We start from the raw sequence: 14812 nt of genomic DNA, 5'->3' as shown, positions 1-14812 counted from the left end.
CGACGCCGGCCAGGATGCACAGGAGGCCGGGGACGGGCCAATCCGGCTCGGCGAGCTGGCTGGACGGGCGATCGCGTTCGCCGGGACGGGTCAGGGCGGATGCGGTCATTGTCCGGGCTCCGTCAGGGGCGGCGGCGCGACGACGTCGACCCCGGCGCCAGCGCCGTCGATCGGCTCGCCTCGCGCCTCGGCTTCGCGCGCGCCGGCGTCCTCCTGGGCCTCAAAGCCCGCCGATTCGATGCGGGCGCGGATTTCCGGATCCTTCAGCAGGGCGACTTTCATCACCTCGCGCGCGCGCGGCGCCCCGGCCGTGCCGCCGCCCAGGTCGCCGTGCTGAACGATGACCGAGACGGCGTAACGCGGATTATCCGTCGGCGCATAGGCCACGAACAGGTTGTGGTCCTTCTGGTCCCAGGGACGTCCGGCGCCCTTGCGCGAGCCTGAGCCGTAGTTGCGCGCCTGGGCCGTGCCGGTCTTGCCGGCCATCTTGACCGTGCCCAGACCCAGCTGGCTGTTGCGGAAGCCCGTGCCCCCGGCGGCCGTCACCGCCTCCATCCCGTCGCGCAGAACCTGCAGCATCTGAGGGTCATAGGGCAGATCGGCGAAGGCGCTGCCGCCCTGCTCCACCCCGCCGACCGACTTGATCAGACGCGGCGACACCGCCTTGGAGCCGTTGGCGACACGCGCCGTATAGACCGCCAGTTGCAGAGCGTTCACGGTCAGGGCGCCCTGACCGATGCCATAGCTGGGGTTCTCGCCCGGATACCATTTGCCGTCGCCGCGCACGGGGTTCTTCCGACGCCATTCGCGGTCAGGCACCAGCCCGGCTTTCTGGCCGGGAATGCCGATATCGAAGGTCTGGCCGAAGCCCATGTCCCGCGCCGTCTCGGCGATGGCGTCCGGTCCCATCTCGGTCGCCAGAGTCATGAAGTAGACGTTGCAGGAGGCCTTGATGGCCCCGCGCAAATCCAACGCCCCGTGTCGCCCCAGGCAGGCGAACCGGCGCCCCAGATAGAAGCTGCCGTTGCAGAAGATGCGGCGGCTGGGGTCCAAGCCCCGCTTCATCGCCGCCAGGCCCACGATCGGCTTGAACGTCGAGCCCGGTGCGAAGGTGCCGCTCAAGGCCTTGTCCAGCAGCGGGCGGCGCTCATAATCCGCCAGAGCGCGATAAATCTTGGACGGAACGCCCGAGACGAACAGGTTGGGATCGAACGACGGCGACGACACCATGGCCAGGATGTCGCCGTTGCGCACATCCATGACGACGATGCTGCCCGCCTCTTCGCCGAACACCTCCAGCGCGCGCTGCTGAACGTCGTTGTCCAGCGTCAGCACGACTTCGGAACCCTGAACCGCCGGGCGCGATCCGGCGATATCCTCGGCCACGACGCGGCCGCGCGCATTGACCTCGACCCGCTTGCCGCCTTCGACGCCGCGAAGGTCCAGATCCAGCGATCGTTCAATGCCCTGACGGCCGATACGGAAACCGGGGTTGAACAGGATGGCCGGCGGCTGTTCGCCTTTGTCGCGGATCGCCTTCACGTCGCGGTCGGACACCTTGGCCACATAGCCGACCACATGGGCGTAGGCGCCGCCGTGCGGATAGTAGCGGGCCTCGTTCATATCGGCCATGACGCCGGGCAGTTCGGCCGCATGCAGATTGACCTTGGAAAACTCCTCCCAGGTCAGGTCGCTCTTGACCGGAACCGGCGAGAAACGCGGCGCGGCGTTGACCTCGCGGATGATGGTGCGGCGGCGCTCCAGGGTGTCCGGCAACAGCTGGCCCAGCAGGTCCAACGTCTGGTCCAGATCCTTGGTCTCGTCGCGAACGACCAGGACGCGGAAGCTGGGCCGGTTCCCGGCGATGACCACGCCGTTGCGGTCCTTGATCAGGCCGCGCGGCGGCGGCACCTGGCGGAAGTTGAACTGGTTGCGCGTCGCCAGGGTGGCGAACTCTTCCGACTTGAAGAGCTGCAGATGCGCCAGGCGCCCGACCAGGGCCAGCCCGCCCACGACCGTCGCCCCGCCCAGCAGCATGGTGCGCCGCAGGAAGGAGCCCTGCCGCTCGTTCACATCGGAAAAGAAGATATGCGGTTCGCTGCTCATCGGAATCGCACGTCCGCGTCGTCGAAACGCTCGATCAACCAGTCAGCCAGGGGGAAGAGCAGAAGCGTCGGGATCATCTGACCCATAACAGCCAGCAGATTAGGAGCATTCCCAAGGCTGCCGCGCGTCACGAAATAGGCGACCGCGAAGGCCAGGCCCGTCGAGGCGACATAGAGGGCGAACAGGACGATCGTCGCCTGTCCCGCCAGATACTTCGACGCCAGCAGCATTGCGCCATAGATCAGCAACAAGCTCAGCGCCCACATTCCCGTCTGGCCGCCCCAGAAGAAGTCGAGGAACACGCCCAGACCGAACAGCACCGCCGGCGCCAGCATGGACGGGCGGATCAGCGGCCAGGCGAAGGCCAGCACCATGGGCCAGACCGGCTCAGGCAAGGTCAGGCCGAACAGACGCAGCGGAATGGCGAACAGGATGGTGGCGGCCGCGGCGATCAGCGCCGGGTAGCCGATCCACTGCATCGGACCGACCATCCGCACGGTGATCGTCCGTCTCACTCGCGACCTCCGTCAGGCGCGGTCGGCGCCGGAGCCTGCGCCGAAGGTTGCGGCGGCGTGGCGGCGGCCGGTCGGGGCGCGGCGGGACGCGGCGTCGGCTGAGCCTGGGCGGCGTCGCAGTCGCGGGCGCAACCGGCGTCGGAGGCGGAGCGGCGTTGGCGGCGCGGACGCGCTCTGCGGCGGCCTGTGCGGCGGCGGCGCGGCGCGTGGCCACGTCCTGAATGGCGGCGGCCTGGGCGGCGTTCGGCGGCGGCGCCGTGTTCAGGCTGGCCAACGGGGCTGCGTTCAGGGCGTTCTGATCCGCCAGCTGGCTGAAGTCCTGGAACAGCAGGACGCGCACATAGTCGATGGCCGTGCGGTCGCTGTACAGCTTGACCCGCCACGAGCCGTCCACGCCCTTGGCCACGACGCCGACCGGCAGGCCGCGCGGGAAACCGCCGCCGTCGCCCGAGGTCAGGATGCGGTCGCCTTCCTGCACAGAGCCCTGCCCGCGCACATAGTCGAGGCGCGGACTACGGCTGCCGTCGCCGGTCAGCATGGCGCGGGCGTCGGTGCGCTCCACCATCACCGGAATGCGCGAAGCCACGTCGGTCAGCAGCACCATACGGCTGTGCCCGCCCGAGACGCCCGAGATACGGCCGACCAGGCCGTGCTCGCTCAGCACCGGATTGCCCACGCGCACGCCCTTGCCCGCGCCGACGTTCAGCAGGCGCGACCGAGCGAACGGACCGCGCGCGTCGGTGATGGCGCGTCCGGCCGTCATGGCGATGGGCGGCTCGGTCTGCAGGCCCAGCAGTTGTTCATAACGGGCGTTGAGGTTCTTCAGCGCCAGGGCGTCGTCGCGCCAGGCGCTCATCTCCGCCAGTTCGCGGCGCAGGCGACGGTTCTCCGACACGGCGAAGAAATAGCCTTTGACGTAGTCCACGGCGTCGCCGCCCCAGCGGACGGGCGCGGCCAGAACGCCGCCCGTGGTTCCGGCGGCGCTGTCGAAGGCGGCGCGCGCAGGCTCCAGGTCAGCAGCCGCCGGTTGCGGCCGATCGGCGAGCAGAAGCATGATCGCAGCGACGATTCCGCCGACGACCATGACCGCGGCCGTCCAGGCCAGCGGCACCTTCAGATTCTCGAACGGTCCGTCGCGAAACGCCACGGCCAGCCTTCCTGCTAGAGCTTAGGAATCGGCGGGGCGAAGCCCGCCGAAAGCGTTAGCCTGCCCCAGAAATCCGCTCCTTTTCAGGAATGCGGCGCCTGCGGCAGGCCGATCAGTCTCAGAGCGACGACTCGAGGACGCCCTTCATCCACGACGGGTGCTCCAGCACCTTGCCGCAGCCGATGGCGACGCACGACAGCGGATCGTCCGCCACCTGCACCGGCAGGCCCGTGTGGTCGCGGATCTCGGCGTCCAGGCCGCGCAGCAGAGCGCCGCCGCCCGTCAGCATGATGCCCTTGTCGGCGATATCGGCGGCCAGTTCCGGCGGCGTCGCCTCCAGGGCGACCTTCACGGCCTCCACGATCTGCGAGACCGGCTCGGCCAGGGCTTCAGCAGCCTGACGCTCGCTCATCTTCACTTCGCGCGGCACGCCCTGCATCAGGTCGCGGCCCTTGACCTCGATCGACAGGCCTTCGCCGTCGGCCGGGATGCGGGCGGTGCCGATGTCCTTCTTGATGCGCTCGGCGGTCGTTTCGCCGATCAGCAGGTTATGGTTGCGGCGCATATAGGCGATCAGGGCGTCGTCCATCATGTCGCCGCCGACGCGGACCGAGCGCGAATAGACGATGCCCGACAGCGACAGAACGGCCACTTCGGTCGTGCCGCCGCCGATGTCGACGACCATCGAGCCGGTCGGCTCGTGGATCGGCAGGCCGGCGCCGATCGCGGCGGCCATCGGCTCGTCGATCAGGCCGACGCGACGCGCCGAAGCGTTCAGGCAGGAATCATTGATGGCGCGGCGCTCGACGGCCGTGGCGCCCGACGGGACGCAGACGATCATCTTGGGGTTCACGAAGCCCTTGCGGTTGTGAACCTTGCGGATGAAGTGCTTGATCATCTCTTCGGCGACTTCGAAGTCGGCGATGACCCCGTCGCGCATCGGACGGATGGCTTCCATGTGGCCGGGGGTGCGGCCCAGCATCTGCTTGGCTTCCAGGCCGACGGCGTGGACGATCTTGCGGCCGCCGACGTTACGCAGGGCGACGACCGACGGCTCGTTCAGGACGATCCCCTTGCCGCGCATGTAGATCAGGGTGTTGGCCGTCCCCAGGTCCATTGCGATGTCATTGGAAATCATGCCGAAGAGGGGTGAAAGCATGGGCGTCGGTACCGCTTTAGTTCGGGCCTGCAAGGGCGTGAATTTCATTCGTCCGCTGTGGCGACGCCCTACCCCCGCTTCACGTTGATCGCAAAGCTGTCCTGACCGTCTTCGCCGAGCCGACTACAGGCCCGTTTGCCCTCATGCCGCGGGGATTGCAAGCGCCTATGACTCCTCGATCACAGGCTTGTCACGGCAAGGCTTGAAAGCCTTGCCGCTCAAGCTTTCCAGCCCCGCTTGCGGGTTCGCGGCTCAGACCGCCGCGATGCCCTCGGCATGAAGCACGCGCTGCACGGCCGGGCGCGATTGCACCAGGTCCAGATGGGCGTTCAGCTTTGGAAAACGCGCCTTGTCCAGCAGGCCCGCCTGACGCGCCCAGCGCGTGAAGACCAGCAGATATCCGTCCGCCATCGAATGATCTTCACCCATGACCCACGGACCGGCCAGCAGATGATTCTCGGCCAGGTCGTATTTCTCCAATGCGATCCGCACGGCCTCGTCCTTGGCCTCGCCTTCCAGCGGCGGCTTGGAGAACAGCGCCCTGCCGATCGCCGGGTGCAGCGACGACGCCAGCCAGCCGTTGAAGGCCTGCATCCGCGCAAACTCGAACGGATCGTCCAGATCGGCCAGTTGGGCGTGCGGATGGGTCTGGGCGACATAGGCCAGGATGGCGCCGTTCTGGGTCAGCACCCCCTTGGGGGTCTGCAGGGCCGGGGTCACGCCCGCCGGGTTGATGGCCAGATATTCCGGCGTCCGCTGCTGGCCGGCGCGCAGGTCGATCTTCTCGATCACATAGTCCGCGCCCGCCTCTTCCAGGCCGATGTGCGAAGCGATGGCGCAGGCGCCGGGCGAATAATAGAGCTTCAGCATCGTCGTTCTCCGATCAATCCACTTGCAGGCTGCGCGCAGCCTCGCGGCGCTTAACCCACTCGCGCACCGCCAGCATCAATACAAGCCAAACGCCCGCGACGGCCGCCAGGATCACCGACGTCCAGATTCCATCGCCGCTGACCGCCGCCATGAACGACCCGCCGAAAAAGGCGACCAGGGCCGTCTTGGGCAGCACTCCTAAAGCGCACCCCGCCAGATAGGCCGGAAAAGACGCCCGCACCGCGCCGAACGCCATGTTCACGACGATGAAGGGCGCCGAGGGCACGTTGCGGATGATGAAGCTGGCCGAAAAGGCGTTGCGGCCCACGAATTTGCGGATGCGCTCGACCGTCCCGCCGCCGTAGCGCTCCAGCGTGCGCGCGGTCGGCCCGCGCCCCAGCCAATAGGTGACGGCCGCCGAGGCGATGGTGGCGATCCAGCTATAGAGAAAACCGAACCACGGCCCGAAGGCCACGACGCAGGCGGCGATCAACAGGAACTGCGGCACGCCGATGAAGGCGGACAGGGTGAACACCAGCACCGCCGCCGCCAGCCCCCACGGCCCGATGCGATAGCCGGCCAGCCAATGCTCCAGCCGGTCCTCAGCGCCCAACGCCAGCTGCGTCTTGCCCAAGGCGAACAGGGCGATGATTCCCGCCAACAGCAGCAGGGTCACGGCCAGGGTGCGCCACCGCTTGGCCTCCATATTCAGCAGAAAATCGACGACCCGCCGCATAAATTTCGCCCAAATCGCCTTTTGATCGTCCAGGCCGCGCACAAACGTTGTGCGCCCCTGCGGGGTTGCGTATCAAGCCTCAGCCTCCCCGGCCCCATCACTTCCACCAGACGGGATAGACATGTCCAGCCTTCAGTCCGCCTCCCTCGCTCGCGTCAAGCCGTCGGCCACTCTGGCCGTGACCGCCCAGGCGCGCGAACTGAAACGCCAGGGCCGCGACGTCATCGGTCTGGGCGCCGGCGAGCCGGACTTCGATACGCCTGACAACGTCAAGGCCGCCGCCATCGAAGCCATCAATCGCGGCGAGACCAAATACACCGACGCCGACGGCATGCCCGAACTGAAGGCCGCCATCGTCGCCAAGTTCGCTCGCGAAAACGGCCTGACCTACGAACCCAATCAGATCCACGTCGCCTCGGGCGGCAAGCCGGTGATCTACAACGCCCTGGTCGCCACGCTGAACCCAGGCGACGAAGTGATCGTGCCGGCGCCCTACTGGGTCTCCTATCCCGACATGGTGCTGCTGGCCGGCGGCGAGCCCGTCACCGTGGTCGGTCAGGAAGCTGACGGCTTCAAGTTGCGTCCCGAGGTGCTGGACGCCGCCATCACGCCCAAGACCAAGTGGATCATCCTCAACTCGCCGTCCAACCCGACCGGGGCCGCCTATACCCGCGCCGAGCTGGAAGCCCTGGCCGTGGTGCTGCGCAAGCACCCGCAGGTCTGGATCCTGACCGACGACATGTATGAGCACCTCGTCTACGGCGACTTCGACTATGTCACCATGGCCCAGGTCGCGCCGGACCTGTATGATCGCACCCTGACCTGCAACGGGGTGTCAAAGGCCTACGCCATGACCGGCTGGCGCATCGGCTATGCGGGCGGCCCCAAGCCGCTGATCGACCTGATGCGCAAGGTGGCCAGCCAGACGACCTCCAACCCCTCGTCCATCAGCCAGTGGGCGGCGGTCGAGGCGCTGAACGGTCCGCAGGACTTCCTGGCCCCGCGCGCCGCCGCCTTCGAGAAGCGCCGCGACCTGGTCGTCTCCATGCTGAATCAGGCGGCGGGCATCCGTTGTCCGAAGCCGGAAGGCGCCTTCTACGTCTATCCGTCGATCGAAGGCCTGATCGGCAAGACGGCGCCGTCGGGCGTGGTCATCACCGACGATGAGACCTTCACCGCCGAACTGCTGAACGCCGAGGGCGTGGCCGTGGTCCAGGGCGCCGCCTTCGGCCTCAGCCCCTATTTCCGCATCAGCTACGCCACGTCGGAAGCCGTGCTGGAAGAAGGCTGCACCCGTATCCAGCGCTTCTGCGCCAGCCTGAAATAAGCCTTCAGTGAACCGGCGCCGGCGGAATGTTCAACGTCGGCGCCGTTTTCAGGATGAAGCCCGCGCACCACGCCAGCGCACGCTCCGAGTTGTCGATCTCTCCGCCGGAAAGGCGTGACAGACGGCAGGCGGCGTCCGGCTCGCCCTCCACCTCAGGCCCGGCGTAGAGCACGATCGGGCCGTCCGGCAGGCTGCCCTCGCGATACAGCATGATAATCGGCGGCACGGGGCGCACCACCAGTTCGGCGTCGTCCCGCGTCATCGCCTCGCCCAGCAGGGCGCGCGCCTGACCGCCGGGATCGCCCGGCTCCAGACGGAACAGCTCGGCCTTCAAACCGTCCCCCGGCCTTTGCGGCATGAGGAAGCGCGGCGGCTCCTGCGCGGCCAGTTGCCCGGCGACGAGCAGCGCCGCCAGCATCACATCGCCCGGCTGACGGCGAAGTCGGCCAGGGCTTCCAGCGCCGAGCGCCACGACCCGGCGGGCAGAACCTGCAAGGCCGTCTTGGCCCGGTCGGCGTATTCCGACGCCGTATCGAGCGTGGCCTCGACGGCGCCGCTCGCGACGATCAACTGCCGCGCGCGGTCGAAATCCTCGGGTTTGCGGTCGCCCTTGGTGATGACGCGATCCCAGAACAGGTCTTCGGTCCCCTTGGTGCGCTGAACGGCCAGCAGCAGCGGCAGGGTGGCCTTGCCCTCGTTGAAGTCGTCGCCCGCGTTCTTGCCCAGAGTCTCGGTCGCGCCGCCGTAATCCAGGGCGTCGTCCGCCAGCTGGAAGGCGATGCCCAGCGCCATGCCGTAGTCGCGCAGGGCCGCGACCTGTTCATCCGTCGCCCCCGCCCCGACCGCGCCGGATTCAGCGGCGGCGGCGAACAGCTCGGCCGTCTTGGCGCGGATGATCTGCAGATAGGTGTCGAGGTCCAGGTTCAGGTCGTGGGCGCGCGTCAGCTGCAGCACCTCGCCCTCAGCGATCACGGCCGAGGCTCGCGCCAGAATGCCAAGCGCGCGCAGGGAATCGGTCTCGACCATCAACTCGAACGCGCGGGCGAACAGGAAGTCGCCGACCAGCACCGACGAGGCCGAACCCCAGATCAGGTGCGCCGCGACCTTGCCCCGGCGCATTTCCGAGCCGTCGACGATGTCGTCGTGCAGCAGGGTGGCGGTGTGGATGAACTCAACCGAGGCGGCCAGCTTCTTGGGGCCTTCGATGGCGCCCGTCTGACCGATCGCGCGCGCGGCGGCCACGGTCAGCAGCGGGCGCAGACGCTTGCCGCCCGCCGACACCAGATGCTCGGCCAGCAGGGGGATCACCGGCACGTCGGACTGCATCCGCGCGATGATCAGGGCGTCGACCGCCGCCATGTCGTCCTTGGCCAGATGAACCAGGGCGTCCACATCGCCCTTGGGACGGGGAGCGACGGCGAGAGCTGCGTCCACGGAAATCTCTTTCAGCACAGGGGCGAAGGGGGAGATTCGCCCGAAATTCACACGCATCCGCTTGCCCGGACGCGATGCGGCGCACAATGGTGGCGGCGCCATGACGGGTCAAGCCGAGTCATCCCTTACTGTCGCCGCAGATGTGGCCGAATCCGCCTTTCTGGGCGGACGCATCCGCCTGCGCCAACCGACGAAGGGTTATCGCGCGGGCATGGACGCCGCCCTGCTGGCCGCCGCCGTCGAGGCGCGCCCCGGCGAACGACTGATCGAGGCGGGCTGCGGCGCGGGCGCTGTCCTGATGCAGATCGCCGCCCGACGCCCCGGCGTCCTGCTGACCGGACTGGAGCGCGACACAGCCGCCGCCGCCCTCGCGCGTCAGAATGCCGAACTGAACAACGCCGAGGCGCACACCGCTATCGTGGACGGCGACGTGGCGCGGGGTTTTCGCGCCCTGGACCTGCCGCCGTTCGACTGGGCAGTCAGCAATCCGCCCTTCTTCGACGACCCCGGCGCCCTGCGCGCGCCCGCCGAAGGCAAGCTCGGCGCCTGGATGGCCGACGACGGCCTGACCGCCTGGGCGGGTTTCCTGCTGAAGGCGGTGCGCGAGGGCGGACGCATCGTCATCATCCACCGCGCCGACCGCCTCGCCGACATCCTGAGCCTGCTGGCGCCCAAGGCGGGCTCCTTCGCCGTCCGCCCGATCCACCCCTACGCCGATCAACCCGCCAAGCGCGTCCTGGTCCAGGCCATCAAGACCGGCAAGGCGCCCTTGCGGTTGCTGCCGCCCCTGATCCTGCATGACCGCGACGGCGCCAAGCACAGCCCGCAAGCCGAAGCGATCCTGCGCGGCGAGGCGGACTTGGGTTTCTGAACACGGCTTCACTCGCCCGTCTTCCCTTGCGGGAGATGGCGGAAAAATAGAGTCCAATTCGTCTGAATCGTCTGAAATCCCCTGCGACGTGAGGCGGCGCCTTCCGAAGCCGCGAAGAGCCTAGCACAGGCGGAAGCATAGGCTGGCCGATTACGGCGCGGTGTCTCTTCTCCCCTTGTTGGAGAAGGGCTATTGCACCTCCCATGTCCTTGCGATCCCTCTTCGCCACCCAGGTCTATGACGCCTCCCTCGCCTCTTCGCGCGGCTGGACGGAACTGCATGAGGAATTGCTCGACCTCTGCCTGGTCATGGCCGAGGAGGATGAAGCCGGGATCGAGTGGTGCCGGGCCAACCACTATCCGGGCTACACCTCCTACGGCTCGATCAACGATCTGCCGCAGCGGTTCCCCGAGTTCGCCGAGCTGAAGAGGCTGCTGGACAAGCACGCGGCGAGCTTCGCCGAGAGCCTGCATTTCGACCTGGCCAAGAAGCTGCGGCTCGACAATCTATGGGTCAATGTCCTGATGCCCGGCGGCGGTCACACCGGCCACATCCACCCGCACGCCGTCCTGTCCGGCACCATCTACATCCATGTGCCCGACGGCGCCTCTTCGCTGAAGATCGAAGACCCGCGCCTGGTCATGATGATGGCCCGCCCCGGCCTGACCGCCGCCGCCGGCGAGGCCGAGCAGCCCTTCGTCTATCTGAAGCCCGCGCCCGGCACGGTGCTGATGTGGGAAAGCTGGCTGCGTCACGAGGTGCCCGCCAATCGTGCCGAAGAACAACGCATCTCGATCAGCTTCAACTACGCCTGACGCCCGTTTCGCCCTTCCCTCGCCGCATTTGCCCCGAACCTTGCGTCAACGGCGAAGCTTTGGAGGGAATGGATGCGGGTTTTCAGCGCGGCGGCGGCGATCGCCATGTTCACGACAGGCGCCCTGCTTCTGGGCGCGTGCGGCGAAAAGGCGGACGCGCGAACGGCCCCTGTCCCTGATCCCGCCGTCGCGACCGAAGGCGCGCCCTATGTCCTGACTGGCACCCAGGTCTGGAGCGTGCCCGACCCCGTGTCCGGGCGGAACTATCAGGTCTTCGTCAGTCTGCCCGCCGGCTATGAAGCCAACCCCGGCCGCCGCTATCCCACGCTCTATGTCACCGACGCGGACTACGCCTTCCCCATCATCCGCCAGATCGCCCGCCGCGTGAATCTGGAGGGACCGGTCGTGCAGGAGTTCATCCTGGTCGGCCTGTCCTACGCCGACGGCGACAAGGGCGCCGAAAGCCGTCGCCGCGACTACACGCCGACGCCCAACGGCCCGCGCAGCTCAGGCGCCGCCGTGCATGGCGGCGGCGCGGCCTATCAGACCTATCTGAAGACCCAGGCCCTGCCCTTCATCGAGAAGACGTTCCGCGCCGACCCGGCGCACCGCGCCCTGCTGGGCCACTCCTACGGCGGCTTGCTGGGCGCCCAGATCCTGTTCAGCGACCTGGCGATGTTCCAGTCCTACGTCTTGGGCAGTCCCTCGCTCTGGTACGACAAGGGCTATATGATGGGGGTCGAGGCCGACTACGCCCGCAACCATCGCGATCTGAACGCCCAGGTCTTTATGTATGTGGGCGGTCACGAGAAGCCCGGCCCGACACGCCGCAACAGCGAGGCCGACATGGTCGGCGACATGCAGACGCTGCACCGCAACCTGGAATCGCGCGGCTATCCCGGTCTGAAAGTCAGCTCCGTGGTGCTGGAGGACGAGGACCACCTGACCGTCGCCCCCGTCGGCTTCACGCGCGCTCTAGAGGCCGTGCTTCCCGCGCGCTGAGACCGCCTCCGAAAAGCCGCGCGCCTATCCGAAGATTTGCCCAAAGGCGTCGGGATCGCTACATCCCCCGTCAACTTCCCCATCCGCACTGAATCAAGGGCGCGACGCGACGTATGGCTCAGCAATATATCTTCCAGATGCAGGGTCTGACCAAGACCTTCCCCGGCGGCAAAAAGATCTTCGAGAACATCTGGCTGAGCTTCTACAACGACGCCAAGATCGGCGTCGTCGGGGTCAACGGCTCGGGTAAATCCACCCTGCTGAAGATCATGGCCGGCCTGGACAGCGAGTTCCAGGGCGAAGCTCGCGCCGCCGACGGCGTCAAGCGCGGCTATCTGGAGCAGGAGCCCCACCTCGATCCGGCGCTGAACGTGCGCCAGAACGTCGAGGCCTGGTGCGAAGAGAAGCAGTGGGTCAACCGCTTCAATGAAGTCGCCGCCGAACTGGGCGAGAACTACACCGACGAGCTGATGGAGGAGATGACCGCCCTCCAGGAGAAGATCGACGCCGGCGACGTCTGGGACATCGACAGCCGCATCGACCAGGCCATGGGCGCCCTGCGCTGCCCGCCCGACGACTGGGAAGTCACCAACCTGTCTGGTGGTGAAAAGCGCCGCGTGGCGCTGGCCCGCCTGCTGCTGTCGAAGCCCGACATGCTGCTGATGGACGAACCGACCAACCACCTGGACGCCGAATCCGTCGCCTGGCTGCAGCACCACCTGGAGAACTTCCCCGGCTGCGTCATCCTGGTGACCCACGACCGCTACTTCCTGGATCAGGTCACGAAGTGGACGCTGGAGCTGGACCGCGGCAAGGGCCACCCGCACGAGGGCAACTATTCCTCGTGGCTGGAAGCCAAGCAGAAGCGCGTCGTGCAGGAACAGTCGGAATCCGAAGCCCGTCAGCGCGCCCTCACCCGCGAACTGGAATGGGTCCGCTCGGGCGCCAAGGCCCGTCAGGCCAAGTCCAAGGCCCGTCTGGCCGCCTATGAGAAGATGGTCGCCGAGCAGGAAAACTCGCGTCAGGCTCAGTCCTTCGCCGTCATCCAGATTCCGCCCGGCCCGCGCCTGGGCAATGTCGTCCTCGAGGTCGACGGCCTGAAGAAGTCCTATGGCGACAAGGTTCTGTTCGACAACCTCACCTTCAAGCTGCCGCCCAACGGCATCGTCGGCGTCATCGGCCCCAACGGCGCCGGCAAGTCGACCATGTTCAAACTGATCACCGGCCAGGAAACCCCTGACGGCGGCACGATCAAGGTCGGCGAAACGGTCAAGCTGGCCTATGTCGACCAGTCGCGAGACGACCTGAAGCCGGACGACACCATCTGGCAGGCCATCTCGGGCGGCACCGACATCATGATGGTCGGCAAGCGCGAGATTAACACCCGCGCCTATGTCGGCAGCTTCAACTTCAAGGGCGGCGACCAGCAGAAGAAGGTCGGCCAACTGTCCGGCGGTGAGCGTAACCGCGTCCACCTGGCCAAGACCCTGGCCACCGGCGGCAACCTGATCCTGCTCGACGAACCGACCAACGACCTGGACATCGAAACCCTGCAGAACCTCGAAGAGGCTCTGGAAGAGTTCGCCGGCTGCGCCGTGGTCATCAGCCACGACCGCTGGTTCCTGGACCGTCTGGCCACCCACATCCTGGCCTTCGAAGGCGACGGCCATGTCGAATGGTTCGAAGGCAACTTCGAAGCCTACGAACAGGACAAGATGCGCCGCCTGGGCGCTGACAGCATCATTCCCAAGCGCATCCAGCACCAGAAGTTCGGTCGCTGATCCAGCGGGCAAGATAACAAACGGCCCTCCGAGCGATCGGGGGGCCGTTCTGCTTTGGACTGGCGCTCCAGCGAAAGCGGGATAGTCTGTCCTCATGACCCAGCGTCCCGCCGTCCTGATCATGCAGCGGCATCTGGCCCCGCTGAGCGCCTTCCTGGAAGGCGCCTACGATGTCTATCGCTTCTGGGAAGGTCCGCCGATCGAGGCCGCGCATGACATCCGCGCTCTGATCGTCGCGGGCGAGTTCGAACTGGACAACCCCCTGATCGAGCGCCTGCCCAATCTGTCGCTGATCGCCTGCTTCACCGCCGGATACGACGGCATCGACGTCGAATGGTGCCGCGCGCGCGGCCTGCCCGTCACCCATGCGCCCGGCGTGAACCACGAAGACGTGGCCGACCACGCCATCGGCCTGATCCTGGCCGCTCGCCGCCAGATCGCCGAGGGCGACCGCACGGTCCGGGCCGGCCAATGGAGCCTATCCAGCCGCAGCATCACCACATCTCTGAGCGGTCAGCGCCTGGGAATCGTCGGCCTAGGCCACATCGGCGAAGCCGTGGCGAGACGCGCCGAAGTCATGCGGATGGAGGTCCGTTGGTGGGGCCCGCGTGAGAAAGACGCCGCCTGGCCCCGTGCCGACAGTCTGATCGACCTTGCGCGCGGTTCCGACATTCTCGTCGTCGCCTGTCGAGCGGATGAGAACAATCGGGGGTTGATCTCGGCCGAGGTGATCGAGGCCCTGGGTCCAGCAGGCCTGCTGGTCAATGTCGCGCGCGGGCAACTGGTCGATGAAGACGCCGTCATCGCCGCCCTGAAGGACGGCCAACTGGGCGCCGCCGCCCTGGACGTTTTCGCCCAAGAGCCGACCGAAGCGGCGCGCTGGGCGGGCGTGCCCAACACCGTCCTGACGCCCCATACCGGCGGCGCTACGACCGAAGCGGTGCAGGGGATGCTGATGCTGCTTCTGGAGAATCTCTCGGCCCACTTTGCCGACGAGCCGCTGAAGACGCCCGTCGCAGACTGAAATTCCGCCACTCGGGGCTGTCTCG

13 protein-coding genes and 1 pseudogene are annotated in these 14812 nt (G+C 67.3%); 6 read left to right on the top strand and 8 right to left on the bottom strand.

From position 1 onward, the window contains the following. Positions 1–105: 105 nt before the first annotated feature. From mrdA to B2Y21_RS15820, 6 genes and pseudogenes are all read right to left on the bottom strand, one after another. Entirely contained in the window at positions 106–2106 is a 2001-nt protein-coding gene (gene mrdA / locus B2Y21_RS15845; protein WP_292060808.1) for a penicillin-binding protein 2, read from the bottom strand. Then, positions 2103–2597: a hypothetical protein gene (locus B2Y21_RS15840; RefSeq protein WP_003164690.1), complete on the bottom strand. Its 495-nt coding sequence runs from the start codon at positions 2595–2597 to the stop codon at positions 2103–2105. Before B2Y21_RS15840 ends, mrdA begins: the two co-directional genes overlap by 4 nt. A gap of 20 nt (positions 2598–2617) precedes the next feature. Further along, a pseudogene (gene mreC, locus B2Y21_RS15835) lies at positions 2618–3768 on the bottom strand (rod shape-determining protein MreC). A gap of 118 nt (positions 3769–3886) precedes the next feature. After that, positions 3887–4927 (bottom strand): rod shape-determining protein, encoded by a 1041-nt coding sequence (locus B2Y21_RS15830; protein ID WP_003164688.1) that lies wholly within the window; start codon positions 4925–4927, stop codon positions 3887–3889. 252 nt (positions 4928–5179) lie between these two features. Next, positions 5180–5797: a glutathione S-transferase family protein gene (locus tag B2Y21_RS15825; RefSeq protein WP_292060806.1), complete on the bottom strand. Its 618-nt coding sequence runs from the start codon at positions 5795–5797 to the stop codon at positions 5180–5182. A gap of 13 nt (positions 5798–5810) precedes the next feature. Then, complete coding sequence (locus B2Y21_RS15820; protein WP_040345220.1) at positions 5811–6533, bottom strand: TVP38/TMEM64 family protein; 723 nt, start codon at positions 6531–6533, stop codon at positions 5811–5813. A 121-nt stretch (positions 6534–6654) separates the two neighbouring features. Here B2Y21_RS15820 and B2Y21_RS15815 point away from each other — a divergent pair, with 121 nt between their 5' ends. Beyond that, a complete protein-coding gene (locus B2Y21_RS15815) occupies positions 6655–7860 on the top strand; it encodes a pyridoxal phosphate-dependent aminotransferase (RefSeq protein ID WP_292060805.1) in 1206 nt (401 codons plus the stop codon). A 4-nt stretch (positions 7861–7864) separates the two neighbouring features. On the opposite strand, the gene B2Y21_RS15810 is transcribed toward B2Y21_RS15815, so the two are convergent. Further along, on the bottom strand, positions 7865–8278 hold the full coding sequence (locus tag B2Y21_RS15810; protein ID WP_292060804.1) for a hypothetical protein: 414 nt from the start codon (positions 8276–8278) through the stop codon (positions 7865–7867). Continuing rightward, a complete protein-coding gene (locus B2Y21_RS15805) occupies positions 8278–9252 on the bottom strand; it encodes a polyprenyl synthetase family protein (protein ID WP_292060815.1) in 975 nt (324 codons plus the stop codon). Before B2Y21_RS15805 ends, B2Y21_RS15810 begins: the two co-directional genes overlap by 1 nt. Before the next feature lie 142 nt (positions 9253–9394). On the opposite strand from B2Y21_RS15805, the gene B2Y21_RS15800 reads away from it, so the two are divergent. From B2Y21_RS15800 to B2Y21_RS15780, 5 genes are all read left to right on the top strand, one after another. Then, positions 9395–10165: a tRNA1(Val) (adenine(37)-N6)-methyltransferase gene (locus B2Y21_RS15800; RefSeq protein WP_292060803.1), complete on the top strand. Its 771-nt coding sequence runs from the start codon at positions 9395–9397 to the stop codon at positions 10163–10165. A gap of 203 nt (positions 10166–10368) precedes the next feature. Then, positions 10369–10980: a TIGR02466 family protein gene (locus tag B2Y21_RS15795; protein WP_292060801.1), complete on the top strand. Its 612-nt coding sequence runs from the start codon at positions 10369–10371 to the stop codon at positions 10978–10980. Positions 10981–11052: 72 nt separating this feature from the next. Further along, positions 11053–11982 (top strand): alpha/beta hydrolase, encoded by a 930-nt coding sequence (locus B2Y21_RS15790; RefSeq protein WP_292060799.1) that lies wholly within the window; start codon positions 11053–11055, stop codon positions 11980–11982. Positions 11983–12095: 113 nt separating this feature from the next. Beyond that, a complete protein-coding gene (ettA, locus tag B2Y21_RS15785) occupies positions 12096–13763 on the top strand; it encodes an energy-dependent translational throttle protein EttA (RefSeq protein ID WP_076223197.1) in 1668 nt (555 codons plus the stop codon). A gap of 94 nt (positions 13764–13857) precedes the next feature. Further along, complete coding sequence (locus B2Y21_RS15780) at positions 13858–14787, top strand: 2-hydroxyacid dehydrogenase (protein ID WP_292060798.1); 930 nt, start codon at positions 13858–13860, stop codon at positions 14785–14787. Positions 14788–14812 lie beyond the last annotated feature (25 nt).

It is taken from the genome of Brevundimonas sp. UBA5936 (assembly GCA_002430835.1).
Lineage (GTDB): Bacteria > Pseudomonadota > Alphaproteobacteria > Caulobacterales > Caulobacteraceae > Brevundimonas.
Note: the sequence above shows the minus strand (reverse complement) of the source record. Positions and strands in the feature narration are given on the sequence as shown.